35 protein-coding genes are annotated in these 24,654 nt (G+C 55.7%); 2 read left to right on the top strand and 33 right to left on the bottom strand.

The window, feature by feature from the left end:
- A partial coding sequence (locus J2Y56_RS27425) for an autotransporter outer membrane beta-barrel domain-containing protein (protein WP_310353941.1) occupies positions 1-2,532 on the top strand: 2,532 nt, incomplete at its 5' end.
- A 361-nt stretch (positions 2,533-2,893) separates the two neighbouring features.
- On the opposite strand, the gene J2Y56_RS27430 is transcribed toward J2Y56_RS27425, so the two are convergent.
- Positions 2,894-3,418: a single-stranded DNA-binding protein gene (locus tag J2Y56_RS27430; protein ID WP_007896798.1), complete on the bottom strand. Its 525-nt coding sequence runs from the start codon at positions 3,416-3,418 to the stop codon at positions 2,894-2,896.
- Positions 3,419-3,427: 9 nt separating this feature from the next.
- Positions 3,428-4,825, bottom strand: coding sequence for an MFS transporter (locus tag J2Y56_RS27435; protein ID WP_007943773.1), 1,398 nt, complete (start codon positions 4,823-4,825; stop codon positions 3,428-3,430).
- Between the two features lie 191 nt (positions 4,826-5,016).
- On the opposite strand from J2Y56_RS27435, the gene uvrA reads away from it, so the two are divergent.
- Positions 5,017-7,851 carry an excinuclease ABC subunit UvrA gene (gene uvrA, locus J2Y56_RS27440; protein ID WP_310353944.1) on the top strand — a complete coding sequence of 945 codons (2,835 nt, stop codon included), beginning with the start codon at positions 5,017-5,019 and terminating at the stop codon, positions 7,849-7,851.
- A gap of 66 nt (positions 7,852-7,917) precedes the next feature.
- On the opposite strand, the gene bfr is transcribed toward uvrA, so the two are convergent.
- The 31 genes from bfr to J2Y56_RS27595 form a co-directional block, all read right to left on the bottom strand.
- Complete coding sequence (gene bfr / locus J2Y56_RS27445) at positions 7,918-8,382, bottom strand: bacterioferritin (protein ID WP_007943775.1); 465 nt, start codon at positions 8,380-8,382, stop codon at positions 7,918-7,920.
- Positions 8,383-8,531: 149 nt separating this feature from the next.
- A complete protein-coding gene (locus J2Y56_RS27450; RefSeq protein WP_310353946.1) occupies positions 8,532-9,986 on the bottom strand; it encodes a catalase in 1,455 nt (484 codons plus the stop codon).
- Between the two features lie 241 nt (positions 9,987-10,227).
- Complete coding sequence (rplQ, locus tag J2Y56_RS27455; RefSeq protein WP_007943777.1) at positions 10,228-10,614, bottom strand: 50S ribosomal protein L17; 387 nt, start codon at positions 10,612-10,614, stop codon at positions 10,228-10,230.
- 42 nt (positions 10,615-10,656) lie between these two features.
- Positions 10,657-11,658 (bottom strand): DNA-directed RNA polymerase subunit alpha, encoded by a 1,002-nt coding sequence (locus tag J2Y56_RS27460; RefSeq protein ID WP_003186012.1) that lies wholly within the window; start codon positions 11,656-11,658, stop codon positions 10,657-10,659.
- A gap of 22 nt (positions 11,659-11,680) precedes the next feature.
- On the bottom strand, positions 11,681-12,301 hold the full coding sequence (gene rpsD / locus J2Y56_RS27465) for a 30S ribosomal protein S4 (RefSeq protein WP_003210056.1): 621 nt from the start codon (positions 12,299-12,301) through the stop codon (positions 11,681-11,683).
- 18 nt (positions 12,302-12,319) lie between these two features.
- Complete coding sequence (gene rpsK / locus J2Y56_RS27470) at positions 12,320-12,709, bottom strand: 30S ribosomal protein S11 (protein WP_002555466.1); 390 nt, start codon at positions 12,707-12,709, stop codon at positions 12,320-12,322.
- A 30-nt stretch (positions 12,710-12,739) separates the two neighbouring features.
- Positions 12,740-13,096, bottom strand: coding sequence for a 30S ribosomal protein S13 (gene rpsM / locus J2Y56_RS27475; RefSeq protein WP_003186020.1), 357 nt, complete (start codon positions 13,094-13,096; stop codon positions 12,740-12,742).
- 130 nt (positions 13,097-13,226) lie between these two features.
- A complete protein-coding gene (gene rpmJ / locus J2Y56_RS27480) occupies positions 13,227-13,343 on the bottom strand; it encodes a 50S ribosomal protein L36 (protein ID WP_002555468.1) in 117 nt (38 codons plus the stop codon).
- A 27-nt stretch (positions 13,344-13,370) separates the two neighbouring features.
- A complete protein-coding gene (gene secY, locus J2Y56_RS27485; protein WP_007943780.1) occupies positions 13,371-14,699 on the bottom strand; it encodes a preprotein translocase subunit SecY in 1,329 nt (442 codons plus the stop codon).
- Entirely contained in the window at positions 14,700-15,137 is a 438-nt protein-coding gene (gene rplO, locus J2Y56_RS27490; protein ID WP_007896782.1) for a 50S ribosomal protein L15, read from the bottom strand.
- 3 nt (positions 15,138-15,140) lie between these two features.
- Complete coding sequence (gene rpmD / locus J2Y56_RS27495; RefSeq protein ID WP_003186033.1) at positions 15,141-15,317, bottom strand: 50S ribosomal protein L30; 177 nt, start codon at positions 15,315-15,317, stop codon at positions 15,141-15,143.
- Between the two features lie 2 nt (positions 15,318-15,319).
- Positions 15,320-15,820 (bottom strand): 30S ribosomal protein S5, encoded by a 501-nt coding sequence (gene rpsE / locus J2Y56_RS27500; protein ID WP_007943782.1) that lies wholly within the window; start codon positions 15,818-15,820, stop codon positions 15,320-15,322.
- Between the two features lie 3 nt (positions 15,821-15,823).
- Entirely contained in the window at positions 15,824-16,174 is a 351-nt protein-coding gene (gene rplR / locus J2Y56_RS27505) for a 50S ribosomal protein L18 (protein WP_003186037.1), read from the bottom strand.
- A gap of 10 nt (positions 16,175-16,184) precedes the next feature.
- Positions 16,185-16,718 (bottom strand): 50S ribosomal protein L6, encoded by a 534-nt coding sequence (gene rplF / locus J2Y56_RS27510; protein ID WP_003176412.1) that lies wholly within the window; start codon positions 16,716-16,718, stop codon positions 16,185-16,187.
- Positions 16,719-16,730: 12 nt separating this feature from the next.
- Positions 16,731-17,123 (bottom strand): 30S ribosomal protein S8, encoded by a 393-nt coding sequence (rpsH, locus tag J2Y56_RS27515; RefSeq protein ID WP_003186040.1) that lies wholly within the window; start codon positions 17,121-17,123, stop codon positions 16,731-16,733.
- 209 nt (positions 17,124-17,332) lie between these two features.
- Positions 17,333-17,638, bottom strand: a complete 306-nt coding sequence (gene rpsN, locus J2Y56_RS27520; RefSeq protein ID WP_003176414.1) for a 30S ribosomal protein S14 — start codon at positions 17,636-17,638, stop codon at positions 17,333-17,335.
- Positions 17,639-17,651: 13 nt separating this feature from the next.
- Positions 17,652-18,191 carry a 50S ribosomal protein L5 gene (rplE, locus tag J2Y56_RS27525; RefSeq protein ID WP_003176415.1) on the bottom strand — a complete coding sequence of 180 codons (540 nt, stop codon included), beginning with the start codon at positions 18,189-18,191 and terminating at the stop codon, positions 17,652-17,654.
- 20 nt (positions 18,192-18,211) lie between these two features.
- Positions 18,212-18,526: a 50S ribosomal protein L24 gene (gene rplX, locus J2Y56_RS27530; RefSeq protein WP_003176416.1), complete on the bottom strand. Its 315-nt coding sequence runs from the start codon at positions 18,524-18,526 to the stop codon at positions 18,212-18,214.
- A gap of 11 nt (positions 18,527-18,537) precedes the next feature.
- Positions 18,538-18,906: a 50S ribosomal protein L14 gene (gene rplN / locus J2Y56_RS27535; RefSeq protein ID WP_002555479.1), complete on the bottom strand. Its 369-nt coding sequence runs from the start codon at positions 18,904-18,906 to the stop codon at positions 18,538-18,540.
- 23 nt (positions 18,907-18,929) lie between these two features.
- On the bottom strand, positions 18,930-19,196 hold the full coding sequence (gene rpsQ, locus J2Y56_RS27540; RefSeq protein WP_003176419.1) for a 30S ribosomal protein S17: 267 nt from the start codon (positions 19,194-19,196) through the stop codon (positions 18,930-18,932).
- Positions 19,197-19,198: 2 nt separating this feature from the next.
- Entirely contained in the window at positions 19,199-19,390 is a 192-nt protein-coding gene (rpmC, locus tag J2Y56_RS27545; protein ID WP_002555481.1) for a 50S ribosomal protein L29, read from the bottom strand.
- Positions 19,390-19,803 (bottom strand): 50S ribosomal protein L16, encoded by a 414-nt coding sequence (gene rplP, locus J2Y56_RS27550; RefSeq protein WP_007943783.1) that lies wholly within the window; start codon positions 19,801-19,803, stop codon positions 19,390-19,392. Before rplP ends, rpmC begins: the two co-directional genes overlap by 1 nt.
- 12 nt (positions 19,804-19,815) lie before the next feature.
- Entirely contained in the window at positions 19,816-20,502 is a 687-nt protein-coding gene (gene rpsC / locus J2Y56_RS27555; protein ID WP_003176422.1) for a 30S ribosomal protein S3, read from the bottom strand.
- A 13-nt stretch (positions 20,503-20,515) separates the two neighbouring features.
- On the bottom strand, positions 20,516-20,848 hold the full coding sequence (gene rplV / locus J2Y56_RS27560; RefSeq protein WP_003103908.1) for a 50S ribosomal protein L22: 333 nt from the start codon (positions 20,846-20,848) through the stop codon (positions 20,516-20,518).
- Between the two features lie 11 nt (positions 20,849-20,859).
- Complete coding sequence (gene rpsS / locus J2Y56_RS27565) at positions 20,860-21,135, bottom strand: 30S ribosomal protein S19 (RefSeq protein ID WP_310353948.1); 276 nt, start codon at positions 21,133-21,135, stop codon at positions 20,860-20,862.
- Positions 21,136-21,151: 16 nt separating this feature from the next.
- Complete coding sequence (gene rplB, locus J2Y56_RS27570) at positions 21,152-21,976, bottom strand: 50S ribosomal protein L2 (protein WP_003176423.1); 825 nt, start codon at positions 21,974-21,976, stop codon at positions 21,152-21,154.
- A gap of 14 nt (positions 21,977-21,990) precedes the next feature.
- Positions 21,991-22,290, bottom strand: a complete 300-nt coding sequence (rplW, locus tag J2Y56_RS27575; protein ID WP_002555488.1) for a 50S ribosomal protein L23 — start codon at positions 22,288-22,290, stop codon at positions 21,991-21,993.
- Positions 22,287-22,889, bottom strand: coding sequence for a 50S ribosomal protein L4 (rplD, locus tag J2Y56_RS27580; RefSeq protein ID WP_007896707.1), 603 nt, complete (start codon positions 22,887-22,889; stop codon positions 22,287-22,289). Before rplD ends, rplW begins: the two co-directional genes overlap by 4 nt.
- Before the next feature lie 12 nt (positions 22,890-22,901).
- On the bottom strand, positions 22,902-23,537 hold the full coding sequence (gene rplC, locus J2Y56_RS27585) for a 50S ribosomal protein L3 (protein WP_003186059.1): 636 nt from the start codon (positions 23,535-23,537) through the stop codon (positions 22,902-22,904).
- Positions 23,538-23,617: 80 nt separating this feature from the next.
- Positions 23,618-23,929: a 30S ribosomal protein S10 gene (gene rpsJ / locus J2Y56_RS27590; RefSeq protein ID WP_003186070.1), complete on the bottom strand. Its 312-nt coding sequence runs from the start codon at positions 23,927-23,929 to the stop codon at positions 23,618-23,620.
- Between the two features lie 158 nt (positions 23,930-24,087).
- The coding region (locus J2Y56_RS27595; protein ID WP_310353949.1) for an EF-Tu/IF-2/RF-3 family GTPase at positions 24,088-24,654 on the bottom strand (567 nt) is incomplete at its 5' end.

Genomic DNA, 24,654 nt, shown 5'->3' on the forward strand with positions numbered 1-24,654 from the left:
GCCGGCAGTTTGTTGCTCGATGGGACAACCCTTGCAGGGGCGGTGACGATCCGGAGCGGCGCGAACCTCGGCCTGCTGGGGGACTCCAGCATCGGCGGTCTCGAGGGGAGCGGTACGGCTGCGCTCGGCGCGCATGACCTGACACTCAATCGTGCCTCTGGCACGAGCCAGTTTGCCGGGCAATTGATGGGCACTGGCAATCTGATCAAGGACGGTAGTTACACCCAGATATTCAGAGGGGATGTGGCTCAAGGGTTAGGTGGTCACACCGAACTCAGGTCGGGCGTGCTCAAGCTCGACATCGCGGCGGCAGACGCGGCAGCATTCAACCAGACCGTCGTACTGAAAGGTGGCTGGCTGGACTTGTCCGACAGCACCGACATCGGTGACTGGAGCCACCTGGTGCTCGACGATCAATCCAATGGTGTCGGCGGCGTCATCGGTTCCGGCGACTCCGTGTATTTGCAGGATGGTGATTTCAACGCCACGATCGGCCAGCCGGGTCGAGATAATCTCTACGTGATCAAGGATGGCAGCGGTGAAACCGTGCTGGGCGGCAATAACACCTACGTCGGCCATACCCGAATCAATGACGGCACCCTGACCATCCGTCAGGATGGCGCCTTGGGCGACACAAACCTGTCTCGTGAAGTCGTGTTCAACGGCGGTCAGCTAAAGGTCGACGGCAGTTTCGACAGTCAGCGAACCTTGGAATTACGCCAAAATGGCGCGTTGCAAGTCACCGATGGCAACGATGTGACATTCAACGGAGGTGTTCTGGAAACCGGGGGGAGTTTCGACTTTACCAAGACCGGTAATGGCACCCTGACCCTGTCCGGCGCGCTGGATTATACGGGCACGACCTTTGTGGATGCCGGCACTCTGGCCCTGGACAACACCACTCTGACCGGCAATGTGGTGGGGCTGAACGGTGCCTTGCTGCGCCTGCAAAACGGGGCCCGCTTGATTGGCTCGATTGACCCGCTCGATGTGACGCTGGAGCCCGGCACTCACTGGACCATGACCGCCGACTCGCTGATCGACACGCTGAACAACGCCGGCAATATCGACTTCCAGGCCCCGACGGGAGCCTTTGCCGCAAAGAGACTGACCGTCAACAACCTGAACGGCAACGGCGGCTTGATCACCCTCAATACCGTGTTGGGTGACAGCTCATCGTTGTCCGATACCCTTGTTATTGATGGCGGTACGGCGACAGGAGATACCCGACTGGGCATCCGTAATGCCAATGGCCTAGGCGATCAAACCTCGGGCAACGGCATCCTGCTGGTGGATGCCGTCAATGGCGCTACCACCAACACTGATGCCTTCAGATTGAATGCTCCAGTATTGGGTGGCGCCTACGAGTACACCCTGCACCGCGATTCGGCGAGTCAGGACTGGTTCCTCACCTCGGATCTTGTAGATCCAGGCACTCCAGGAACACCTGACAATCCGGGAACACCCGACAATCCGGGAACACCTGACAAACCGGGAATACCTGACAAGCCGGGAATACCTGACAAGCCGGGAACACCCGGTAAGCCTGACAACGATCGGCGCCCGAATTACCGCGCTGAAACCTCGTTGTATTCCGTGCTGCCCTCCATGGCATTGGACTACGGCAACGCGTTGGTCGGGACCCTGCATGACCGACGTGGAGCGTTTGCCAGCACGGCATACAACGACGAGCAACGGGTCTGGGCACGCACACTGGCCCAGAAAAACACGCACAATGGTGCCGCTAATGGCATCTATGGAAAGGGGGCGGCCTATGATTCCACTCTCACCGCACTTCAATTAGGAACGGATCTGTTCCAGCGCAACGACAGCAACGGCAAGGATCGCGCCGGGTTCTATGGCGCCATTGGTCAAAACAAAGGCTCAGTGGATCACTTTGACAGCCGTAATGCTGGCAATAACAACTTGACCGCCTACTCGCTGGGCGTCTATTGGACGCATATTGCCCCTTCTGGCTGGTATCTGGACAGTGTGCTGCAAGCCACCTGGAACGAGGTGCAAGCAAAATCGGCCAATGGACTGGGTCTGAGCACTCAGGGCCTGGGCACCGCCGCTTCGTTTGAGGCCGGCATGCCATTTGATGTGGGTGGCGGCGTGGTGGTCGAACCCCAGGCTCAGGTGGTCTATCAGCACATCGGTCTGGACAAAGCACATGATCAGGCCGCCGGGGTAGATTTTGGTGCGATCGATAGCCTGCAAACCCGACTCGGCGCGCGCGTGGCCAAAACCTGGAGCAAGAGCGAGCAGCTCCCGGTAACAGCGTGGGTGCGGCCGAGTGTGGTGAAAGAGTTCAAGGGTAATCCGACCACCAGCTTCTCCACCTCGACTCAAGGCGAAGTGGACTTCAGCTCGGATATGCGTGGCACGTCACTTAAACTTGATGGCGGCGTCGAAGGTCAGTTGACCGAGAGTATTTCAGTCAACACCAAAGTAGGTTATGAATGGGGTATTTCCAGCAACACCGATGGTGATGGATATAGCGCCCAGGTCGGTCTGACCGTCAAGTTCTAATGTTCTGAAGGTATCGCTCGGCGGCAAAGGTTTTTGATGTGGCTATCAAAACCTCTGCCGCCGTTTTTTGTTTGTCTGAAATATAGGCAATCAAGGTAGGGTTGCGAGCCCCGAGCTCACACACGATGAACAAGATCGGCGCGTGCAGTTGGAATACTGCTGACCTGGTCGACCAACAGGGAGAAGCGCACACCCGATTGAAAGGTCAGATGGCGGATCGCATATCGGAGACGCATTGTTTACACACCATAACGATTCAGTAACAAATAGGTATAGATCAGGAAACGGCTTTGCAAACAACGAAAAAGGCCCTTGGCAGAAGAGCTAAGGGCCTTTACTTACACGAGTAAAAAGCTATACGTCAGAACGGAATATCGTCATCAAAGCTGTCGAAATCCGGAGCCGGCTGAGGAGCGGCCTGCTGCTGTGGAGCCGGACGCGACTGTTGCGGAGCCGACTGCTGTGGACGAGGAGCCTGTTGGCGTGGAGCCGGGGCGGATTGCTGGTAGTTGTTGCCCCCACCTTGTTGGTCGCCCTGTTGTGGACGGCCGCCCAGCAGTTGCATGGTGCCTTGCATGTCGACCACGATTTCAGTGGTGTAACGCTTGATACCGTCTTTTTCCCACTCGCGGGTCTGCAGCTTGCCTTCGATGTACACCTGCGAGCCTTTACGCAGGTATTCGCCGGCGATTTCGGCAACCTTGCCGAACATCGAAACTCGGTGCCATTCGGTCTTCTCGACCTTCTGACCGGTTTGCTTGTCGGTCCATTGTTCGCTGGTCGCCAGACTCAGGTTGGTCACGGCGTTACCGTTAGGCAAGTAGCGAACTTCGGGATCCTGGCCGCAAGTGCCGACCAATATGACTTTGTTAACCCCACGGGCCATAACGTTCTCCTAGGCTACGCACGCCGCCTCGGCCGGGTTGTTCACCAAGCGCTCAAGGGTGGTGCGATCCAATAGTTCGGTGTCCAATTTGATGTAAATCGCCGCTTCGTCTGCGATGATCACTGCATCTGTTACCCCTACGACAGCCTTAAGGCGCTCGACCAGACCCGCTTCGCGGATCGCCTCGGGCGACAACGGCACGCGCAGACTCGTCACGTAGGGAGGTTCACGCATGGTAACAGCAAAGGCCAACCAGAGGGCAGCCAGACCGGCGCATCCAAGGAACACAACCGACAGACCGCCATGCTGATACATCCAGCCGCCGAGGATACCGCCCAGTGCCGAACCGAGGAACTGGCTGGTGGAATAAACCCCCATCGCCGTGCCCTTGCCACCTGCTGGTGAAACCTTGCTGATCAGCGAAGGCAACGAAGCTTCCAGCAGATTGAACGCAGTGAAAAACACCACTGTCCCGATCACCAGAGCCCGCAAGCCATCGCCGAACTGCCAGAAGAATAGCTCAGTGAGCATCAGCGTCACGACGGCGCCGAGTAAAACTCGTTTCATTTTGCGTCTCTTCTCGCCGTAGATAATGAACGGGATCATGGCGAAGAAGGAAATCAATAGCGCGGTCAGGTACACCCACCAATGCTGCTCTTTGGGCAAACCGGCTTTTTCGACCAGTGCCAACGGCAATGCCACGAAGCTCGACATCAACATCGCGTGCAACACAAAAATGCCGAGGTCCAGGCGCAGCAGATCCGGGTGCTTGAGCGTCGGCATCAACGCCTGGCGCGCGACACCCGACTCGCGGTGCTGTAACGGACCGGTGGATTTCGGCACCATGAACATCACGATGACGATGCCGAACAACGCCATGCCGCCCGTGGCGAGAAAAAGTCCGGACAGGCCAAAAGCACGGGTAAGCAACGGCCCGACCACCATGGCAACAGCGAATGACAGACCAATCGTCATGCCGATCATGGCCATCGCTTTGGTCCGATGCTGTTCGCGAGTCAGGTCTGACAACAACGCCATGACGGCGGCAGAAATCGCCCCCGCGCCTTGCAGGATTCGCCCGGCGATGACGCCCCAGATCGAATCGGCATTGGCCGCCAGCACGCTGCCCAGGGCGAAGACGATCAGCCCCAGGTAAATCACCGGACGGCGTCCAATGCGGTCGGAAATGACGCCGAAAGGAATCTGGAAGATTGCCTGGGTCAGGCCGTAAGCGCCGATCGCCAACCCGATCAGGGCCGGTGTCGCGCCTGCCAGATCCATCCCATAGGTCGCCAGTACCGGCAACACCATGAACATGCCAAGCATACGGAAGGCGAACACCAGGGCCAGACCGCTTGCTGCGCGGGTCTCACTGCCACTCATGCGTTCGCTGTGGGGATCGTGCATGGAAAAACCTCATGTGAACCGGCCGCGATTCTACCAGTCCCATCGAATGACAGGGTATATCGCGACGCTTTGACGCGTTCGGCTGACAGACTCTTCATGTAAGACAATCACCCACTCGTTTGACAGTGTGCATCCATCCAGTATTTGGCCGTATACTCCTACGTTTTCGACGCCCGCCAAGCGAGGCTACTTTGGACAAGATCCTGATTCGTGGGGCCCGGACCCACAACCTGAAGAACATCGACCTGACCCTGCCACGGGACAAGCTGATCGTCATCACCGGCCTGTCCGGGTCGGGCAAATCGTCCCTGGCATTCGACACGCTGTACGCCGAAGGCCAGCGCCGCTACGTCGAATCACTGTCGGCCTACGCCCGGCAGTTTTTGTCGATGATGGAAAAACCGGACGTCGACACCATCGAAGGTCTGTCGCCCGCCATTTCCATCGAACAAAAGTCGACCTCGCACAACCCGCGCTCGACAGTCGGCACCATCACCGAAATCTACGACTACCTGCGCCTGCTTTATGCGCGCGTGGGTATTCCGCGCTGCCCGGATCACGATATTCCACTGGAAGCACAAACTGTCAGCCAGATGGTCGACCTGGTCCTCGCCCAACCGGAGGGCAGCAAACTGATGTTGCTGGCGCCGGTGATCCGCGAGCGCAAAGGCGAACACCTGTCAGTCTTCGAAGAATTGCGTGCACAAGGTTTTGTGCGAGCGCGAGTCAATGGCCGACTCTGCGAGCTGGACGAGTTGCCGAAACTGGATAAACAGAAGAAGCACACGATTGATGTCGTGGTCGACCGTTTCAAGGTGCGTGCCGATCTGCAACAGCGTCTGGCCGAGTCGTTCGAGACTGCACTGAAACTGGCTGACGGCATTGCGCTGGTTGCGCCGATGGATGACGAGCCAGGTGAAGAGATGATCTTCTCCGCCCGCTTCGCTTGCCCGATCTGCGGCCATGCCATCAGCGAACTGGAACCCAAGCTGTTCTCCTTCAACAACCCGGCCGGCGCATGCCCGACTTGTGATGGCCTGGGCGTTAAGCAGTTTTTCGACATCAAGCGCTTGGTGAATGGCGAGCTGACACTGGCCGAGGGCGCGATTCGAGGATGGGACAGGCGCAACGTCTATTACTTCCAGATGCTCGGGTCGTTGGCGTCCCACTACAAATTCAGCCTGGAAGTACCGTTCAACGAACTGCCGGCCGATCAGCAGAAATTCATCCTGCATGGCAGCGGCTCGCAGAATGTCGATTTCAAATACTTGAACGACCGTGGCGACATCGTTAAACGCTCGCACCCGTTCGAAGGCATCGTTCCGAACCTTGAACGCCGCTATCGCGAAACCGAGTCCGCTTCGGTACGTGAAGAGCTGGCCAAATTCCTCAGCACTCAGGCATGCCCGGATTGCCGTGGCACACGCCTGCGTCGCGAGGCGCGGCACGTTTGGGTGGGTGAGAAGACGTTGCCAGCGGTGACGAATCTGCCGATTGGCGACGCCTGTGAATACTTCGGCGCACTGAAGCTGACAGGCCGTCGCGGCGAGATCGCCGACAAGATTCTCAAAGAGATCCGTGAGCGTCTGCAGTTCCTGGTCAACGTGGGCCTCGACTACTTGTCGCTGGATCGTAGTGCCGACACATTATCCGGCGGCGAGGCTCAGCGGATTCGTCTGGCCAGCCAGATCGGCGCCGGTTTGGTGGGCGTTCTGTACATCCTCGACGAACCGTCGATTGGTCTGCACCAACGGGATAACGACCGGTTGCTCGGCACACTCAAGCACCTGCGCGATATCGGCAACACAGTGATTGTGGTCGAGCACGACGAAGACGCGATTCGCCTGGCAGACTACGTTGTGGATATCGGTCCGGGCGCAGGCATACACGGCGGGCATATCGTCGCCGAAGGCACACCGGCCGAGGTCATGGCGCACCCTGACTCGTTGACCGGCAAGTACTTGTCGGGGCGGGTGAAGATCGCCGTTCCCGCCAATCGCACACCGCGCAACAAGAAGTTGTCGCTGTCGCTCAAGGGTGCTCGCGGTAACAACTTGCGCAATGTCGACCTGGACATTCCGATTGGCTTGCTTACCTGCGTGACCGGCGTGTCCGGCTCCGGCAAGTCGACGCTGATCAACAACACGCTGTTTCCTTTGAGCGCTACGGCACTCAATGGCGCGACAACGCTGGAAGCTGCCGCGCACGACAGCATCAAGGGCCTGGAGCATCTGGACAAGGTCGTCGATATTGACCAAAGCCCTATCGGCCGGACGCCGCGTTCCAACCCCGCGACCTATACCGGGCTGTTCACACCGATTCGTGAGCTGTTCGCCGGAGTGCCGGAATCGCGCTCACGGGGTTACGGTCCGGGCCGCTTCTCCTTCAACGTGAAGGGCGGACGTTGCGAGGCCTGCCAGGGCGACGGCTTGATCAAGGTGGAAATGCACTTCCTGCCCGACATCTATGTCCCTTGTGACGTCTGCAAGAGCAAGCGCTACAACCGCGAAACCCTTGAGATCAAGTACAAGGGCAAGAGCATCCACGAAACCCTCGAGATGACCATCGAGGAAGCCCGGGTGTTCTTCGACGCGGTTCCAGCACTGGCGCGCAAACTTCAGACGCTGATGGATGTTGGCCTGTCGTACATCAAGCTGGGGCAATCGGCGACCACGCTATCCGGTGGTGAGGCGCAGCGGGTGAAACTGTCCCGAGAACTGTCCAAGCGCGATACCGGGAAGACGCTGTACATCCTCGATGAGCCAACCACTGGACTGCACTTCGCTGACATCCAGCAACTGCTCGATGTATTGCATCGCCTTCGCGACCACGGCAACACCGTGGTGGTGATCGAGCATAACCTCGACGTGATCAAGACCGCTGACTGGTTGGTGGACCTCGGCCCAGAGGGCGGTTCCAAGGGCGGGCAGATCATTGCCGTCGGCACTCCGGAAGAAGTGTCCGAGATGAAGCAGTCCCACACCGGCTTCTACCTCAAGCCGCTGCTGGAGCGCGATCGGGCCTGAATCCAGCGCAAAAAGAAAGCCCCTGTCACTTGCTCAGTGACAGGGGCTTTTTTTGTTTCGGTGCAATCAGGCGTGAGATTGGAGGTAGTTCTCTAGACCGATCAACTTGATCAGCCCCATCTGCTTTTCAAGCCAGTAGGTGTGATCTTCTTCGGTGTCATGCAATTGAACCCGCAGCATCTCGCGGCTGACATAGTCCTTGTGCTGCTCGCAGAGCTTGATGCCCTTGCAGAGCGCGGCGCGGACTTTGTATTCCAGTCGCAGGTCGGCGGCGAGCATGTCTGGCACGGTGGTGCCCACATCAAGATCGTCGGGACGCATGCGAGGCGTGCCTTCGAGCATCAGAATACGACGCATCAGGGCATCAGCATGCCCGGCTTCTTCTTCCATCTCGTGGTTGATACGTTCGTAGAGCTTGGTGAAACCCCAGTCCTCATACATCCGCGAATGGACGAAATATTGATCACGCGCCGCCAGTTCGCCGGTCAGCAACGTGTTGAGGTAATCGATTACGTCTGGGTGGCCTTGCATCGCCCTACATCTCCCTGCTTGAAAGTCTGTAGTTTGAACCAAGGCGACCGTTTGGTCACTTCGTTTGCGCGATAAAAGCGAAGATATTCTGAGAAAAGTAGTTTAAATAACGCAAAAACCGCCCAATCGAGGGCGGTTCTGCTTCTCATTTAGACTTCGTTAAGCTGTACGTTGAGCAGCTTTGCGATTGCTTCTCCATACGCTGGATCGGCTTTGTAGAAATGCTGCAATTGGCGATCAACTACATCGCTGGAAACCCCGGCCATAGCGCCGGCAATGTTGTTCACCAACAGCGTTTTCTGCTCATCGCTCATCAAACGGAACAACGCGCCGGCATGGCTGTAGTAATCGGTGTCTTCGCGATGATCGTAACGATCAGCCGCGCCACTGAGTGCCAAGGGCGGCTCCGCATAGCGAGGCGCTTGCTTCGGCGATTCGACGTAGCTGTTTGGCTCATAGTTAGGTGCGGCACCGCCGTTACTGCCAAACGCCATCGAACCATCGCGCTGGTAGCTGTTCACCGGGCTACGAGGCGCGTTCACCGGCAGTTGCTGGTGATTGGTGCCAACGCGGTAGCGGTGAGCATCCGCGTAAGCAAATACGCGACCTTGCAGCATACGATCAGGCGACAAACCAACGCCCGGTACCATGTTGCCCGGACCGAATGCAGCTTGCTCGACTTCAGCAAAGTAGTTCATTGGGTTGCGATTGAGTTCCAACTCACCCACTTCGATCAACGGAAACTCTTTCTGTGACCAGGTTTTGGTCACATCGAACGGGTTCTCGTAGTGCGCCGCCGCCTGAGCCTCGGTCATGATCTGGATGCACACACGCCATTTCGGGAAGTCACCACGTTCGATTGCGCCGAACAGGTCGCGCTGGGCGTAATCAGGATCGTTACCCGCCAGGCGTGCGGCTTCTGCCGGCGCGAGGTTCTTGATCCCTTGCTTTGTCTTGTAGTGCCACTTCACCCAATGCCGCTCGCCATTAGCGCTGATCAGGCTGTACGTGTGGCTGCCGAAGCCGTGCATATGCCGGTAGCCATCAGGTATGCCGCGATCCGAGAACAGGATGGTGACCTGGTGCAGCGCCTCAGGCGAATGCGACCAGAAGTCCCACATCATCTGCGCGCTTTTCAAATTACTTTGCGGCAGGCGTTTTTGAGTGTGAATAAAATCCGGAAATTTCAAAGGATCGCGAATGAAGAACACGGGCGTGTTATTGCCGACGATGTCCCAGTTGCCTTCCTCGGTATAGAACTTCAGGGCGAAGCCACGTGGATCGCGTTCGGTATCGGCCGAACCACGCTCACCGCCGACGGTGGAAAACCGCAGGAACGCTGGGGTTTGCTTGCCAACTGACTCGAACAGTTTGGCGCTGGAGTACTGGGTGATGTCACGCGTGACGGTGAACGTGCCGTAGGCACCCGACCCCTTGGCGTGGACACGGCGTTCCGGGATGTTTTCACGGTTGAAATGGGCAAGCTTCTCGATCAGGTGAAAGTCGTCGAGCAGCAGTGGGCCACGTGGGCCGGCGGAGCGGGAATTCTGGTTATCGGCGACAGGAGCGCCACTGGCGGTGGTAAGCGTTTTACTTTGGCTCATGCGATCTCTTCCCTTGTCAGTTTTGGAACTGCCGGCTAATCGGCCTGGGACGGAGTATTGACCATTGATCAGGAAGGCTACAAATTCATTAATTTGCAGATATCAATAGAAAAATACTACCAACGCATCCCGTTCACAGCATGACGGCATGGACCGCAAAGAAGCTTGTATAAACAGCGCGCGTTTTTACAGACACAAAAAACCGGGCACTAGGCCCGGTTCTTCGTTTCAGACTGACGTCTTACTCAGCGGATACAGCTTCACCGCCGGTAGCACGATCAACCAACTCGACGTACGCCATAGGCGCGTTGTCGCCAGTGCGGAAGCCGCACTTGAGGATGCGCAGGTAGCCACCCTCACGGGTAGCGTAACGCTTGCCCAGGTCGTTGAAGAGCTTACCAACGATAGCTTTCGAACGAGTACGGTCGAAAGCCAGACGGCGGTTAGCCAGGCTGTCTGTCTTGGCCAAAGTGATCAGCGGCTCAGCAACGCGACGCAGTTCTTTAGCTTTCGGCAGTGTAGTTTTGATCAGCTCGTGCTCGAACAGCGACACTGCCATGTTTTGAAACATGGCCTTGCGGTGCGAGCTAGTGCGGCTCAGGTGACGACCACTTTTACGATGACGCATGGTTCATTCCTTACCAAACACGACGTTCGGTGATTACGACGATCAGGCAGTCGCCTTGTCGTCCTTCTTAAGACTTGCAGGCGGCCAGTTGTCGAGGCGCATGCCGAGGGACAGACCGCGGGAGGCCAGAACGTCCTTGATTTCAGTCAAGGATTTCTTGCCAAGGTTCGGAGTCTTCAACAGCTCTACTTCGGTACGCTGAATCAGGTCACCGATGTAGTAGATGTTTTCCGCCTTAAGGCAGTTAGCCGAACGTACAGTCAGTTCCAGATCGTCAACCGGGCGAAGCAGGATCGGATCGATCTCGTCTTCCTGCTCGACAACCACTGGCTCACTGTCACCTTTGAGATCGACGAACGCAGCCAACTGCTGTTGCAGAATGGTTGCAGCGCGGCGGATAGCCTCTTCAGGATCCAGAGTACCGTTGGTTTCCAGATCAATAACCAGCTTGTCCAGGTTAGTACGCTGTTCGACACGGGCGTTTTCCACCACGTATGCGATACGGCGAACCGGGCTGAACGAAGAGTCAAGCTGCAAGCGACCGATGCTGCGGCTTTCGTCTTCATCGCTCTGACGCGAGTCTGCCGGTTCATAACCACGACCACGAGCTACGGTGAGCTTCATGTTCAGGGCGCCGTTAGACGCCAGGTTAGCGATTACGTGATCGGGGTTAACGATCTCGACATCATGATCCAGCTGAATATCGGCAGCGGTAACCACCCCCGAACCCTTCTTCGACAAGGTCAGCGTAACTTCGTCACGACCGTGCAGCTTGATAGCCAGACCTTTAAGGTTCAACAGGATTTCAATTACGTCTTCCTGTACGCCTTCGATGGCGCTGTACTCATGGAGTACACCGTCAATCTCGGCCTCGACTACTGCACAGCCGGGCATTGAGGACAACAGGATGCGGCGCAGCGCGTTGCCCAGGGTGTGGCCAAAACCACGCTCGAGAGGCTCGAGAGTGATCTTGGCGCGGGTTGGACTGACAACCTGCACATCAATGTGGCGGGGTGTCAGGAACTCATTTACCGAAATCTGCATGGATGCACCTATTTTCTAGCCCTTACTTGGAGTAGAGCTCGACAATCAGGCTTTCGTTGATGTCGGCGGACAGATCACTGCGAGCTGGAACGTTCTTGAAAACGCCCGACTTCTTCTCAGTGTCTACTTCTACCCATTCTACGCGGCCACGTTGGGCACACAGATCGAGAGCTTGGACAATGCGAAGTTGGTTCTTTGCTTTCTCGCGAATCGCGACCACGTCACCAGCACGAACCTGGTAGGACGGTACGTTTACGGTCTGACCGTTAACGCTGACGGATTTGTGCGATACCAGCTGACGGGATTCGGCACGAGTAGAGCCAAAACCCATACGGTATACAACGTTGTCCAGACGGCATTCGAGCAGTTGCAGCAGGTTTTCACCGGTTGCACCTTTCTTGCCAGCAGCTTCTTTGTAGTAGCCGCTGAATTGACGCTCGAGAACGCCGTAGATACGACGGACCTTCTGCTTTTCACGCAGTTGGGTGCCGTAATCGGACTGGCGACCGCGGCGTTGGCCGTGGATACCAGGTGCTGCTTCAATGTTGCACTTCGATTCGATCGCGCGCACGCCGCTCTTCAGAAAGAGATCGGTGCCTTCGCGACGAGCGAGTTTGCATTTTGGACCAATGTAACGAGCCATTCTTTACAATCTCCTGGATTACACGCGGCGCTTCTTCGGCGGACGGCACCCGTTGTGCGGGATTGGCGTCACGTCGGTGATGCTGGCGATCTTGTAGCCACAGCCGTTCAAAGCGCGGACTGCAGATTCACGACCTGGGCCTGGACCTTTGACGTTAACGTCGAGGTTTTTCAGACCGTATTCCAGCGCAGCTTGACCAGCACGTTCAGCAGCTACTTGAGCAGCAAACGGGGTGGACTTGCGGGAACCGCGGAAACCCGAACCACCGGAGGTAGCCCAGGAAAGAGCGTTGCCTTGACGGTCGGTGATGGTCACGATTGTGTTGTTAAAAGATGCATGGATGTGGGCGATGCCATCAACCACTGTCTTTTTAACTTTTTTACGAGGACGAGCAGCAGGTTTTGCCATGATAATTTTCCTGTCGATTCGCGGGGGCGATTACTTGCGGATCGGCTTACGCGGACCTTTACGGGTACGCGCGTTAGTCTTGGTACGCTGACCGCGCACTGGAAGACCACGACGATGACGCAGACCGCGATAGCAACCGAGGTCCATCAAACGCTTGATTTTCATGTTGATTTCGCGACGCAGGTCACCTTCAGTGGTGAACTTCGCCACTTCGCCACGCAGCTGTTCAATCTGCTCGTCGCTCAGATCTTTGATCTTTGCGGCTGGGTTTACCCCAGTCACTGCACAGATCTTCTGTGCAGTAGTGCGACCAACACCATAGATGTAGGTCAGCGAGATAACAGTATGCTTGTTATCTGGAATGTTAACGCCTGCAATACGGGCCATTCAGTGGGACTCCAATTGACAGCTACCTACGCCCCGGAAGCCAAGAAATAGGGCGCGAGATAATATCGCTGTAATAACAAATAATCAACCCGGTAGCGCACTAGCTACCGGGCTTGAAGCACAATCACACTCAGCCTTGGCGCTGTTTGTGACGCGGTTCCGCGCTGCAAATTACTCGAACGACACCTTCGCGGCGAATAATTTTGCAGTTACGGCACAGCTTTTTCACCGATGCACGAACTTTCATCACCAACTCCTCGAACCTTATGGGTACTCAGCGCAACATGCCGCTGCCGTAACCCTTCAGGTTGGCTTTCTTCATCAGGGATTCGTACTGGTGCGAAACGAGGTGCGATTGTACTTGGGACATGAAGTCCATCACAACCACGACGACGATCAGCAACGAGGTCCCGCCAAGGTAGAACGGTACGTTTGCTGCAACCACCAGGAACTGGGGAAGCAGACACACGGCCGTCATATAAAGAGCACCGAACAGAGTCAAACGGGTCAAAACGCCATCAATATAGCGCGCAGACTGTTCGCCCGGACGGATACCCGGAATAAAGGCACCGGACTTCTTCAGGTTTTCCGCTACGTCTTTCGGATTGAACATCAACGCCGTATAGAAGAAGCAGAAGAAAATAATCCCTGCACTAAACAGCAGAATATTCAACGGCTGACCAGGAGCGATCGACTGCGAGATGTCCTGCAACCAGCCCATACCTTCAGACTGACCAAACCAGGCACCCAACGAAGCCGGGAACAGCAAAATGCTGCTCGCGAAAATGGCCGGAATAACACCGGCCATGTTCACCTTCAGCGGCAAGTGGCTCGTCTGCGCAGCAAACACCTTACGGCCCTGCTGACGCTTGGCGTAGTGAACAGCAATACGACGCTGACCACGCTCAATGAACACCACAAAACCGATAATCGCTACTGCCAGCAAACCGATGGCAACCAAGGCGAAGATGTTGATATCACCCTGACGTGCAGACTCAAAAGACTGCCCTATTGCTCTCGGAAGACCGGCGACGATACCCGAAAAAATCAACATCGAGATACCGTTGCCAACACCACGCTCAGTAATCTGCTCACCCAGCCACATCATGAACATCGCACCAGCCACAAAAGTGGTTACCGCGACGAAATGGAAGCTAAAGTCACCAGTGAACGAAACGCCCTGCCCCGCCAGACCAATGGACATGCCAATAGCCTGGACAAGAGCAAGAGCGACAGTGAGGTAGCGGGTGTACTGGCTGATCTTGCGACGGCCAGCTTCACCTTCCTTCTTCAACTGCTCCAGCTGCGGGCTGACGGCGGTCATCAGCTGCATGATGATCGATGCCGAAATGTACGGCATGATCCCCAGTGCAAAGATACTCATCCGCTCCAGCGCGCCGCCGGAAAACATGTTGAACAAGCTAAGAATGGTCCCCTCATTCTGTCGAAACAGGTCCGCGAGTCGGTCCGGGTTGATACCTGGAACCGGGATGTGTGCGCCTATTCGGTAGACGATAATCGCCAGGAACAGAAAACGCAGACGAGCCCAGAGTTCAGACATACCGCCTTTGCCGAGCGCAGAGAGAGCACCTTGCTTAGCCATTTATTCCTCGAACTTGCCGCCAGCTGCTTCGATAGCCGCACGCGCACCTTTGGTGGCGCCGATTCCCTTTCCGATGGTGACAGCGCGAGTAACTTCGCCGGACAGCATGATTTTCACACGCTGTACGTTGACGTTGATCACGTTGGCATCTTTCAGGGACTGCACGGTGACGATGTCGCCTTCCACTTTAGCCAGCTCGGACAGACGCACTTCTGCGCGATCCATGGCCTTCAGGGAAACGAAACCGAACTTCGGCAGGCGACGATGCAGCGGCTGTTGACCGCCTTCAAAGCCTGGAGCAATGGTGCCACCGGAGCGGGAGGACTGACCTTTGTGGCCACGGCCACCGGTCTTGCCCAAACCACTACCGATACCACGGCCCGGACGATGCTTTTCGCGACGGGAACCCGGCGCTGGACTCAGATCATTGAGTTTCATCGATTAACCCTCGACACGCAGCATGTAGTAAGCCTTGTTGATCATCCCGCGATTCTCGGGAGTATCAAGTACTTCTACAGTGTGACCGATGCGACGCAGACCCAGACCCTTAACGCACAGTTTGTGGTTAGGGATGCGGCCGGTCATGCTTTTGATCAGCGTAACTTTAACGGTAGCCATGATCAGAAGATCTCCTTGACGCTTTTGCCACGCTTGGCGGCAATGGATTCAGGAGACTGCATAGCTTTCAAACCTTTGAAAGTGGCGTGAACCACGTTTACCGGGTTAGTCGAGCCGTAGCACTTGGCCAGAACGTTCTGAACGCCAGCAACTTCGAGGACAGCACGCATAGCGCCGCCAGCGATGATACCGGTACCTTCAGAAGCAGGCTGCATGTACACCTTCGAAGCGCCGTGACCGGACTTCATTGCGTACTGCAGAGTGGTGCCGTTCAGGTCAACTTGGATCATGTTGCGGCGAGCAGCTTCCATTGCCTTCTGGATCGCAGCAGGCACTTCACGTGACTTGCCACGGCCGAAGCCAACACGCCCTTTACCATCACCAACCACGGTCAACGCGGTGAAAGTGAAGATACGGCCGCCTTTAACGGTTTTGGCTACGCGGTTAACTTGAACCAGCTTCTCGATGTAGCCTTCGTCGCGCTTTTGGTCGTTATTTGACATAACTTAGAACTCCAGCCCAGCTTCACGAGCAGCATCAGCCAGCGCCTTGACGCGGCCGTGGTACTTGAAGCCAGAGCGGTCGAAAGCCACCTGCGAGACGCCAGCGGCTTTAGCACGCGTAGCGACCAGCTGGCCAACCTTAGTGGCCGCGTCGATGTTGCCAGTGGCGCCATCACGCAGTTCTTTATCCAAAGTCGAGGCAGATGCCAGGACTTTGTTGCCGTCGGCCGAAATGACCTGGGCGTAGATGTGCTGCGACGAGCGGAACACGCAGAGACGCACGACTTCGAGTTCGTGCATTTTCAGGCGTGCTTTGCGAGCGCGACGCAGTCGAGTAACTTTTTTGTCGGTCATTTGCTATGCCCTACTTCTTCTTGGCTTCTTTACGACGGACGACTTCGTCCGCGTAGCGCACACCTTTGCCTTTGTACGGCTCTGGTGGACGGAAGTCGCGGATCTCGGCGGCCACTTGACCTACCAGCTGCTTATCGATGCCCTTGATCAGGATATCGGTCTGGCTAGGAGTCTCAGCGGTGATGCCTTCCGGCAGTTCATAATCCACTGGGTGCGAGAAGCCAAGAGCCAGGTTCAGCACTGTGCCTTTTGCTTGCGCTTTGTAACCAACACCGACCAGCTGGAGCTTGCGCTCGAAGCCTTGGCTTACGCCTTGGACCATGTTGTTTACCAACGCACGAGTGGTACCAGCCATTGCGCGAGTTTGTTGATCGCCATTGCGAGCAGCGAAACGCAGCTCACCAGCTTCTTCAACGATCTCAACGGACGAATGGATGTTCAGTTCGAGAGTGCCCTTGGCACCCTTCACCGAAAGCTGTTGGCCTGCGAATTTGACTTCGACACCGGCTGGCAGCTTAACGGGGTTCTTAGCGACGCGTGACATGCTTATCCCCCCTTAGAACACAGTGCAAAGAACTTCGCCGCCGACACCGGCAGCGCGCGCAGCACGATCCGTCATCACACCTTTGTTGGTGGAGACGATAGACACACCGAGACCGCCACGAACTTTTGGCAGATCATCGACGGACTTGTACTGACGCAGGCCTGGACGGCTAACGCGCTTCACTTCTTCGATGACCGGACGGCCTTCGAAGTACTTCAGCTCGATGGACAGCAGTGGCTTGATTTCGCTGCTGATCTGATAACCCGCAATGTAACCTTCGTCCTTCAGGACTTTGGCAACAGCTACCTTCAAAGTAGAAGATGGCATGCTTACGACGGACTTTTCAGCCATCTGGGCATTACGGATTCGAGTTAGCATGTCCGCTAACGGGTCCTGCATACTCATGGGCTAGACGCTCCTAATACAAAAAAATTAGCCTTGCGGCTACTACTTGTCGCCGAGCTCATCCATGCGGAAAAAGCACGGGCTCAGGCGAGCCGGGTATTCTAGACACACCCCACAAATGAATCAAGCCCCAAAAGGGGCTTGATTCAAGTTCAAGGTCACCGGTGGTCAGGATCTTGCGATCCCGAACACCGAGACTTTGATAGTGCTTACCAGCTGGCTTTAACCAGACCAGGTACGTCACCACGCATTGCAGCTTCACGCAGTTTGTTACGGCCGAGGCCGAACTTGCGGTAAACGCCGTGTGGACGACCGGTCAGGCGGCAGCGGTTACGCATGCGCGAGGCGCTTGCGTCACGTGGCTGCTTCTGCAGAGCTACTGTAGCTTCCCAACGCGCTTCTGGACTTGCGTTCAGATCAACGATGATAGCTTTCAGTGCTGCACGCTTTTTGGCGTACTTGGCAACCGTGAGCTGACGCTTCAGCTCGCGGTTTTTCATGCTCATCTTGGCCATTTTCCTACTCCAATCAGTTGCGGAACGGGAATTTGAAAGCACGCAACAGGGCGCGACCTTCATCATCGTTCTTGGCAGTGGTGGTCAGGGTAATGTCCAGACCGCGGAGAGCATCGATCTTGTCGTAGTCGATTTCCGGGAAGATGATCTGCTCTTTAACGCCCATGCTGTAGTTACCACGACCATCGAAGGACTTGGCATTCAGGCCGCGGAAGTCGCGAACCCGAGGCAGGGAGATCGACAGCAGACGATCCAGGAACTCGTACATACGCTCACGGCGCAGAGTCACTTTGACGCCGATCGGCCAACCTTCACGGACTTTAAAGCCAGCGATGGATTTCCGAGCGTAGGTCACAACGACTTTCTGGCCGGTGATCTTTTCCAGGTCGGCAACAGCGTGCTCGATGACTTTTTTGTCACCGACCGCTTCGCCCAAACCCATGTTCAGGGTGATTTTTGTAACGCGTGGAACTTCCATCACGTTCGAAAGCTTAAGTTCTTCCTTAAGTTTCGGTGCGATTTCCTTCCAGTAAATCTCTTTTAGTCGTGCCATGGTCTTCTACCTAGCAGTGTTCAAGCATCAACCGCTTTTTGGGTCGACTTGAAGACACGAATTTTCTTGCCGTCTTCTACTTTGAAACCAACGCGGTCAGCCTTGTTGGTTTCGCCGTTGAAAATGGCGACGTTAGAAGCGTCCAGTGGAGCTTCTTTTTCGACGATACCGCCTTGTACGCCCGACATCGGGTTAGGCTTGGTATGACGCTTAACCAGGTTCAGACCGCCGATAACCAGACGGTTATTAGCGAGAACCTTAAGCACCTTACCGCGCTTACCTTTGTCTTTGCCGGCGATCACGATGATCTCGTCGTCACGACGAATCTTTTGCATGTCGGATCTCCTTACAGCACTTCTGGGGCGAGCGAGACGATCTTCATGAACTTCTCAGTACGAAGTTCACGGGTCACTGGCCCAAAGATACGGGTGCCGATCGGCTCTTGCTTGTTGTTCAGAAGAACAGCAGCGTTGCCATCAAAGCGGATAATGGAGCCATCAGCACGACGTACGCCGTGACGAGTGCGGACTACAACAGCAGTCATCACTTGGCCTTTTTTCACTTTACCGCGAGGAATTGCTTCCTTCACGGTAACTTTGATGATGTCACCGATACCAGCGTAACGACGATGGGAGCCACCCAGCACCTTGATGCACATAACACGGCGAGCGCCGCTGTTATCGGCCACATCGAGCATGGATTGAGTCTGAATCATATAATTTCTCCGACCCCTAGTCCTTAGACTTCCACAGCGCGTTCGAGAACATCAACCAGCGCCCAAGACTTGGTCTTGGCCAAAGGACGAGTTTCACGAATAGTGACTTTGTCGCCGATGTGGCACTGATTGGTTTCGTCGTGCGCGTGCAGCTTAGTCGAACGCTTAACGTATTTACCGTAGATCGGGTGCTTTACGCGACGCTCGATCAGTACGGTGATGGTTTTGTCCATCTTGTCGCTGACAACACGGCCAGTCAGCGTACGGACAGTTTTTTCGGCTTCAGCCATGATTACTTACCTGCCTGCTGGTTGAGCACAGTCTTCACGCGAGCGATGTCACGCTTAACTTGCGAGAGCAGATGAGACTGCCCCAACTGGCCAGTTGCTTTCTGCATACGCAGATTGAACTGGTCGCGCAGCAAGCCGAGCAGTTGCTCGTTCAGCTGCTGTGCGGATTTTTCACGAAGTTCATTCGCTTTCATCACATCACCGTCCGTTTAACAAAGGCGGTGGCGAGCGGCAGCTTTGCAGCAGCCAGGGCAAAAGCCTCACGCGCCAGCTCTTCAGAAACACCCTCGATTTCATACAGGACTTTACCTGGCTGAATCTGGGCAACCCAGTACTCCACACTACCCTTACCTTTACCCATCCGAACTTCGAGGGGCTTTTTGGAAATAGGCTTGTCCGGGAATACACGGATCCAGATCTTGCCGCCACGTTTAACGTGACGGGTCAGAGCACGACGCGCTGACTCGATCTGACGAGCGGTGAGACGACCACGAGCTACAGACTTCAGCGCATATTCGCCGAAGCTGACTTTGCTACCGCGCTGTGCCAGACCACGGTTGTGGCCTGTCATCTGCTTGCGGAACTTCGTACGCTTTGGTTGCAACATTTGGCGTACCCCTTACTTAGCAGCTTTTTTACGAGGCGCTGGTGCTTGTGGTTTCAGTTCTTCTTGGCGACCACCAATTACTTCGCCTTTGAAGATCCAAACCTTTACACCGATCACACCGTAAGTGGTGTGAGCTTCGTAGTTGGCATAGTCGATGTCGGCACGCAGGGTGTGCAGTGGCACACGACCTTCGCGATACCATTCAGTACGTGCGATTTCAGCACCGCCGAGACGACCGCTCACTTGGATTTTGATGCCTTTGGCACCAATGCGCATGGCGTTCTGAACAGCGCGCTTCATAGCGCGACGGAACATTACGCGACGCTCCAGCTGCTGAGCTACGCTCTGCGCAACCAGCATACCGTCGAGCTCCGGCTTGCGGATCTCTTCGATATTGATGTGCACAGGCACACCCATTTGCTTGGTCAGGTCCTGACGCAGTTTCTCAACATCCTCACCTTTCTTCCCGATAACGATACCTGGACGAGCGGTGTGGATGGTGATACGTGCAGTCTGCGCCGGACGATGGATATCGATACGGCTTACGGACGCGCTTTTTAGTTTGTCTTGGAGATATTCACGCACCTTCAGATCAGCGAACAAATAGTCCGCATAAGTCCGACCGTCTGCGTACCAGACGGAGGTGTGCTCCTTGACGATTCCCAGGCGAATGCCAATGGGATGTACTTTCTGACCCATCTCTTCGACTCCGTTACTTGTCAGCAACCTTGACAGTGATATGGCAAGACCGCTTGACGATGCGATCAGCACGGCCTTTGGCACGTGGCATGATGCGCTTCAGCGAACGCCCTTCGTTGACGAAAACGGTGCTGACTTTAAGGTCATCAACGTCTGCGCCTTCGTTATGCTCGGCGTTGGCTACGGCCGACTCCAGCACTTTCTTCATGATCTCGGCGGCTTTCTTACTGCTGAAAGCCAACAAGTTGAGCGCTTCGCCCACCTTCTTCCCGCGGATCTGGTCGGCGACCAAGCGGGCTTTCTGGGCGGAGATTCGAGCGCCCGACAACTTAGCGGCTACTTCCATTTCCTAACCCCTTAACGCTTGACTTTCTTGTCTGCCACGTGCCCACGATAAGTGCGGGTACCGGCGAACTCGCCCAGTTTGTGGCCGACCATGTCTTCGTTAACGAGAACTGGGACGTGTTGACGACCGTTGTGTACTGCGATGGTCAAACCGACCATTTGTGGCAGGATCATCGAACGACGCGACCAGGTTTTCACCGGTTTGCGATCATTCTTTTCCGCCGCCACTTCGATCTTCTTCAGTAGGTGAAGATCGATAAAAGGACCTTTTTTCAGAGAACGTGGCACTGTCGTATCCCTCTATTTACTTGCGACGACGGACGATCATTTTGTCGGTACGCTTATTACCACGAGTCTTCGCGCCCTTAGTCGGGAAGCCCCATGGCGATACCGGATGACGACCACCAGAGGTACGACCTTCACCACCACCATGTGGGTGGTCAACCGGGTTCATGGCAACACCACGAACGGTTGGGCGAACGCCACGCCAGCGTTTGGCACCAGCTTTACCCAGCGAACGCAGGCTGTGCTCGGAGTTCGAGACTTCGCCCAGGGTCGCGCGGCATTCAGCCAGCACTTTACGCATCTCACCAGAACGCAGACGCAGGGTCACGTAGACGCCTTCACGAGCGATCAGCTGAGCAGAAGCACCAGCGGAACGAGCGATTTGCGCGCCTTTACCTGGCTTCAATTCGATGCCGTGTACGGTGCTACCAACTGGAATGTTACGCAGTTGCAGAGCGTTGCCCGGCTTGATCGGTGCCAGAGCACCTGCGATCAGCTGGTCGCCAGCGCTCACGCCTTTAGGGGCGATGATGTAGCGACGCTCGCCATCTGCGTACAGCAGCAGAGCGATGTGAGCAGTACGGTTTGGATCGTATTCGATACGCTCGACAGTGGCAGAAATGCCATCTTTGTCGTTGCGACGGAAATCGACCAGACGATAATGCTGCTTATGGCCACCACCGATGTGACGAGTGGTAATACGACCATTGTTGTTACGACCACCAGTCTTCGATTTTTTCTCGAGCAGCGGTGCGTGAGGAGCGCCTTTATGCAGCTCCTGGTTGACCACCTTGACCACAAAACGGCGGCCAGGGGAAGTCGGTTTGCATTTAACGATTGCCATGATGCACCCCTTCCTTACTCAGCACTGCTGCTGAAATCGAGATCTTGGCCTGGCTGAAGGGAGATAACTGCCTTCTTCCAGTCATTACGCTTGCCCAGACCGCGAGCAGTGCGCTTGCTCTTACCCAGAACATTCAGGGTAGTAACACGCTCTACTTTCACGCTGAACAGGCTTTCGACGGCCTTCTTGATTTCCAGCTTGGTTGCATCAGTTGCAACCTTGAAAACGAACTGGCCTTTCTTGTCAGCCAGAACCGTAGCCTTCTCGGAAACGTGCGGGCCAAGCAGAACTTTAAATACGCGTTCCTGGTTCATCCCAGCAGCTCCTCGAATTTCTTCACGGCCGACACGGTGATCAACACCTTGTCGTATGCGATCAGACTAACTGGATCGGAACCTTGCACGTCACGTACATCAACGTGTGGCAGGTTGCGAGCAGCCAGGTACAGGTTCTGATCAACGACTTCAGACACGATCAAGACGTCAGTCAAGCCCATGCCAGTCAGTTTGTTCAGCAGATCTTTGGTCTTCGGTGCATCAACAGCGAAGTCCTGAACCACAACCAGACGATCAGTACGCACCAGCTCAGCAAGGATGGAACGCATTGCTGCGCGATACATCTTTTTGTTCAGCTTCTGGGTGTGATCCTGAGGACGAGCTGCGAAAGTGGTACCGCCGCCACGCCAGATTGGGCTACGGATAGTACCGGCACGAGCACGGCCAGTACCTTTCTGACGCCATGGGCGCTTACCGCCACCACGAACGTCGGAACGGGTCTTTTGCTGCTTGGAACCCTGACGGCCGCCGGCCATGTAGGCCACGACTGCTTGGTGAACCAGCGTCTCGTTGAATTCGCCGCCAAATGTCAGTTCGGAAACTTCGATCGCTTGAGCGTCATTTACATTTAATTGCATGTCAGCTTCCCCTTAACCGCGAGCCTTGGCTGCTGGACGTACAACCAAGTTGCCGCCAGTAGCGCCAGGAACAGCGCCCTTGACCAACAACAGATTGCGTTCAGCGTCCACGCGCACTACTTCGAGGGACTGCACGGTCACGCGCTCAGCGCCCATATGACCGGACATTTTTTTGCCCTTGAATACACGACCAGGAGTCTGGCACTGGCCGATAGAGCCTGGAACGCGGTGGGACACGGAGTTACCGTGGGTATTATCTTGCCCGCGGAAGTTCCAACGCTTGATCGTACCCTGGAAGCCTTTACCCTTGGACTGACCGGTTACATCAACCAGTTGACCAGCAGCGAAGATTTCAGCGTTGATCAGATCGCCGGCCTGGTACTCGCCTTCTTCAAGACGGAATTCCATTACGGTACGACCAGCGGCAACGTTCGCCTTAGCGAAGTGGCCAGCTTGAGCAGCTGTAACACGCGAAGCACGACGCTCGCCTACAGTGACTTGCACTGCACGGTAGCCATCGGTCTCTTCAGTTTTGAACTGGGTGACGCGATTCGGTTCGATCTCAATGACCGTGACCGGAATGGAGACACCTTCTTCGGTGAAAATACGGGTCATACCGCATTTACGACCGACTACACCAATAGTCATGTTGTAAACCTCATGAGTGTACGGGGCTTTCACCCGCTATGGCCGCCCATTTCAGAGCGTTACACGACTAAGACCGAGTCTTAGCCGAGGCTGATCTGCACTTCCACACCGGCCGCAAGATCAAGCTTCATAAGAGCATCAACGGTTTTATCCGTTGGCTGGACGATGTCCAGAACGCGCTTATGAGTACGGATCTCGTACTGGTCACGCGCGTCTTTGTTGACGTGCGGGGAGACCAGAACGGTGAACCGCTCTTTACGGGTAGGCAGTGGAATTGGACCACGCACTTGAGCACCAGTACGTTTCGCGGTTTCCACGATTTCCTGGGTGGATTGGTCGATCAGGCGATGGTCAAAAGCCTTCAACCTGATACGGATTTGCTGATTTTGCATTGGATTTCAGACTCCGGCTGCTATTCCCACCGAGCGCAATACGCCCGTTAAAAGGAGGCGCAATTCTATAGACGCCCCAGATAGGTGTCAACCCAATAAAAAAGCCCCCCGCTGAGCGGAGGGCTTTTTCAAGTCATCAAAGCTTACTCAAAAAGAGCTTACTCGATGATTTTGGCTACGACGCCAGCGCCGACGGTACGACCGCCTTCACGGATAGCGAAACGCAGACCATCTTCCATCGCGATGGTTTTGATCAGGGTAACAGTCATCTGAATGTTGTCACCTGGCATTACCATTTCAACGCCTTCTGGCAGCTCGCAGTTACCAGTCACGTCAGTAGTACGGAAGTAGAACTGTGGACGGTAGCCTTTGAAGAACGGAGTATGACGGCCGCCTTCTTCCTTGCTCAGAACGTAAACTTCTGCGGTGAACTTGGTGTGCGGCTTAACCGAACCTGGCTTGACCAGAACCTGGCCACGCTCAACGTCGTCACGCTTGGTACCGCGCAACAGCACGCCGCAGTTCTCGCCAGCACGACCTTCGTCGAGCAGCTTACGGAACATTTCAACACCGGTGCAGGTGGTGACGGTAGTGTCACGCAGACCAACGATTTCCAGTGGGTCTTGAACACGAACGATACCGCGCTCGATACGACCAGTCACAACAGTACCGCGACCCGAGATCGAGAATACGTCTTCGATTGGCATCAGGAACGGCTTGTCGGT

It is taken from the genome of Pseudomonas sp. BE134 (assembly GCF_031456105.1).
Lineage (GTDB): Bacteria > Pseudomonadota > Gammaproteobacteria > Pseudomonadales > Pseudomonadaceae > Aquipseudomonas.

What these genes read in the sequence shown, in the direction of transcription:
- rplQ (WP_007943777.1), bottom strand. Translation starts at nt 10,614, where the DNA reads ATGCGTCATCGTAAAAGTGGTCGTCACCTGAGCCGCACTAGCTCGCAC.
- rplB (WP_003176423.1), bottom strand. Translation starts at nt 21,976, where the DNA reads ATGGCAATCGTTAAATGCAAACCGACTTCCCCTGGCCGCCGTTTTGTG.
- rpsE (WP_007943782.1), bottom strand. Translation starts at nt 15,820, where the DNA reads ATGTCAAATAACGACCAAAAGCGCGACGAAGGCTACATCGAGAAGCTG.
- rpmC (WP_002555481.1), bottom strand. Translation starts at nt 19,390, where the DNA reads ATGAAAGCGAATGAACTTCGTGAAAAATCCGCACAGCAGCTGAACGAG.
- rplN (WP_002555479.1), bottom strand. Translation starts at nt 18,906, where the DNA reads ATGATTCAGACTCAATCCATGCTCGATGTGGCCGATAACAGCGGCGCT.
- rplX (WP_003176416.1), bottom strand. Translation starts at nt 18,526, where the DNA reads ATGCAAAAGATTCGTCGTGACGACGAGATCATCGTGATCGCCGGCAAA.
- rpsN (WP_003176414.1), bottom strand. Translation starts at nt 17,638, where the DNA reads ATGGCCAAGATGAGCATGAAAAACCGCGAGCTGAAGCGTCAGCTCACG.
- rpmJ (WP_002555468.1), bottom strand. Translation starts at nt 13,343, where the DNA reads ATGAAAGTTCGTGCATCGGTGAAAAAGCTGTGCCGTAACTGCAAAATT.
- rpsM (WP_003186020.1), bottom strand. Translation starts at nt 13,096, where the DNA reads ATGGCCCGTATTGCAGGCGTTAACATTCCAGATAACAAGCATACTGTT.
- rpsJ (WP_003186070.1), bottom strand. Translation starts at nt 23,929, where the DNA reads ATGCAAAATCAGCAAATCCGTATCAGGTTGAAGGCTTTTGACCATCGC.
- J2Y56_RS27460 (WP_003186012.1), bottom strand. Translation starts at nt 11,658, where the DNA reads ATGCAGATTTCGGTAAATGAGTTCCTGACACCCCGCCACATTGATGTG.
- rplR (WP_003186037.1), bottom strand. Translation starts at nt 16,174, where the DNA reads ATGACCGACAAAAAAGTTACTCGACTGCGTCGCGCTCGCAAAGCACGC.
- rplD (WP_007896707.1), bottom strand. Translation starts at nt 22,889, where the DNA reads ATGCAATTAAATGTAAATGACGCTCAAGCGATCGAAGTTTCCGAACTG.
- J2Y56_RS27450 (WP_310353946.1), bottom strand. Translation starts at nt 9,986, where the DNA reads ATGAGCCAAAGTAAAACGCTTACCACCGCCAGTGGCGCTCCTGTCGCC.
- rplC (WP_003186059.1), bottom strand. Translation starts at nt 23,537, where the DNA reads ATGACTATTGGTGTAGTCGGTCGTAAATGCGGTATGACCCGTATTTTC.
- bfr (WP_007943775.1), bottom strand. Translation starts at nt 8,382, where the DNA reads ATGCAAGGCCACCCAGACGTAATCGATTACCTCAACACGTTGCTGACC.
- rpmD (WP_003186033.1), bottom strand. Translation starts at nt 15,317, where the DNA reads ATGGCTACCGTTAAAGTTACGCTGATCAAAAGCATGACCGGCCGCATC.
- rpsC (WP_003176422.1), bottom strand. Translation starts at nt 20,502, where the DNA reads ATGGGTCAGAAAGTACATCCCATTGGCATTCGCCTGGGAATCGTCAAG.
- J2Y56_RS27430 (WP_007896798.1), bottom strand. Translation starts at nt 3,418, where the DNA reads ATGGCCCGTGGGGTTAACAAAGTCATATTGGTCGGCACTTGCGGCCAG.
- rplE (WP_003176415.1), bottom strand. Translation starts at nt 18,191, where the DNA reads ATGGCACGACTAAAAGAGATTTACTGGAAGGAAATCGCACCGAAACTT.
- J2Y56_RS27435 (WP_007943773.1), bottom strand. Translation starts at nt 4,825, where the DNA reads ATGCACGATCCCCACAGCGAACGCATGAGTGGCAGTGAGACCCGCGCA.
- rpsK (WP_002555466.1), bottom strand. Translation starts at nt 12,709, where the DNA reads ATGGCAAAACCTGCTGCTCGTCCTCGTAAAAAAGTTAAAAAGACAGTG.
- rpsD (WP_003210056.1), bottom strand. Translation starts at nt 12,301, where the DNA reads ATGGCTCGTTACATTGGTCCAAAATGCAAACTCGCTCGTCGCGAAGGC.
- rpsH (WP_003186040.1), bottom strand. Translation starts at nt 17,123, where the DNA reads ATGAGTATGCAGGACCCGTTAGCGGACATGCTAACTCGAATCCGTAAT.
- rplO (WP_007896782.1), bottom strand. Translation starts at nt 15,137, where the DNA reads ATGAAACTCAATGATCTGAGTCCAGCGCCGGGTTCCCGTCGCGAAAAG.
- rpsQ (WP_003176419.1), bottom strand. Translation starts at nt 19,196, where the DNA reads ATGGCTGAAGCCGAAAAAACTGTCCGTACGCTGACTGGCCGTGTTGTC.
- rplW (WP_002555488.1), bottom strand. Translation starts at nt 22,290, where the DNA reads ATGAACCAGGAACGCGTATTTAAAGTTCTGCTTGGCCCGCACGTTTCC.
- rplP (WP_007943783.1), bottom strand. Translation starts at nt 19,803, where the DNA reads ATGTTGCAACCAAAGCGTACGAAGTTCCGCAAGCAGATGACAGGCCAC.
- secY (WP_007943780.1), bottom strand. Translation starts at nt 14,699, where the DNA reads ATGGCTAAGCAAGGTGCTCTCTCTGCGCTCGGCAAAGGCGGTATGTCT.
- rplV (WP_003103908.1), bottom strand. Translation starts at nt 20,848, where the DNA reads ATGGAAGTAGCCGCTAAGTTGTCGGGCGCTCGAATCTCCGCCCAGAAA.
- rplF (WP_003176412.1), bottom strand. Translation starts at nt 16,718, where the DNA reads ATGTCACGCGTCGCTAAGAACCCCGTTAAGCTGCCAGCCGGTGTCGAA.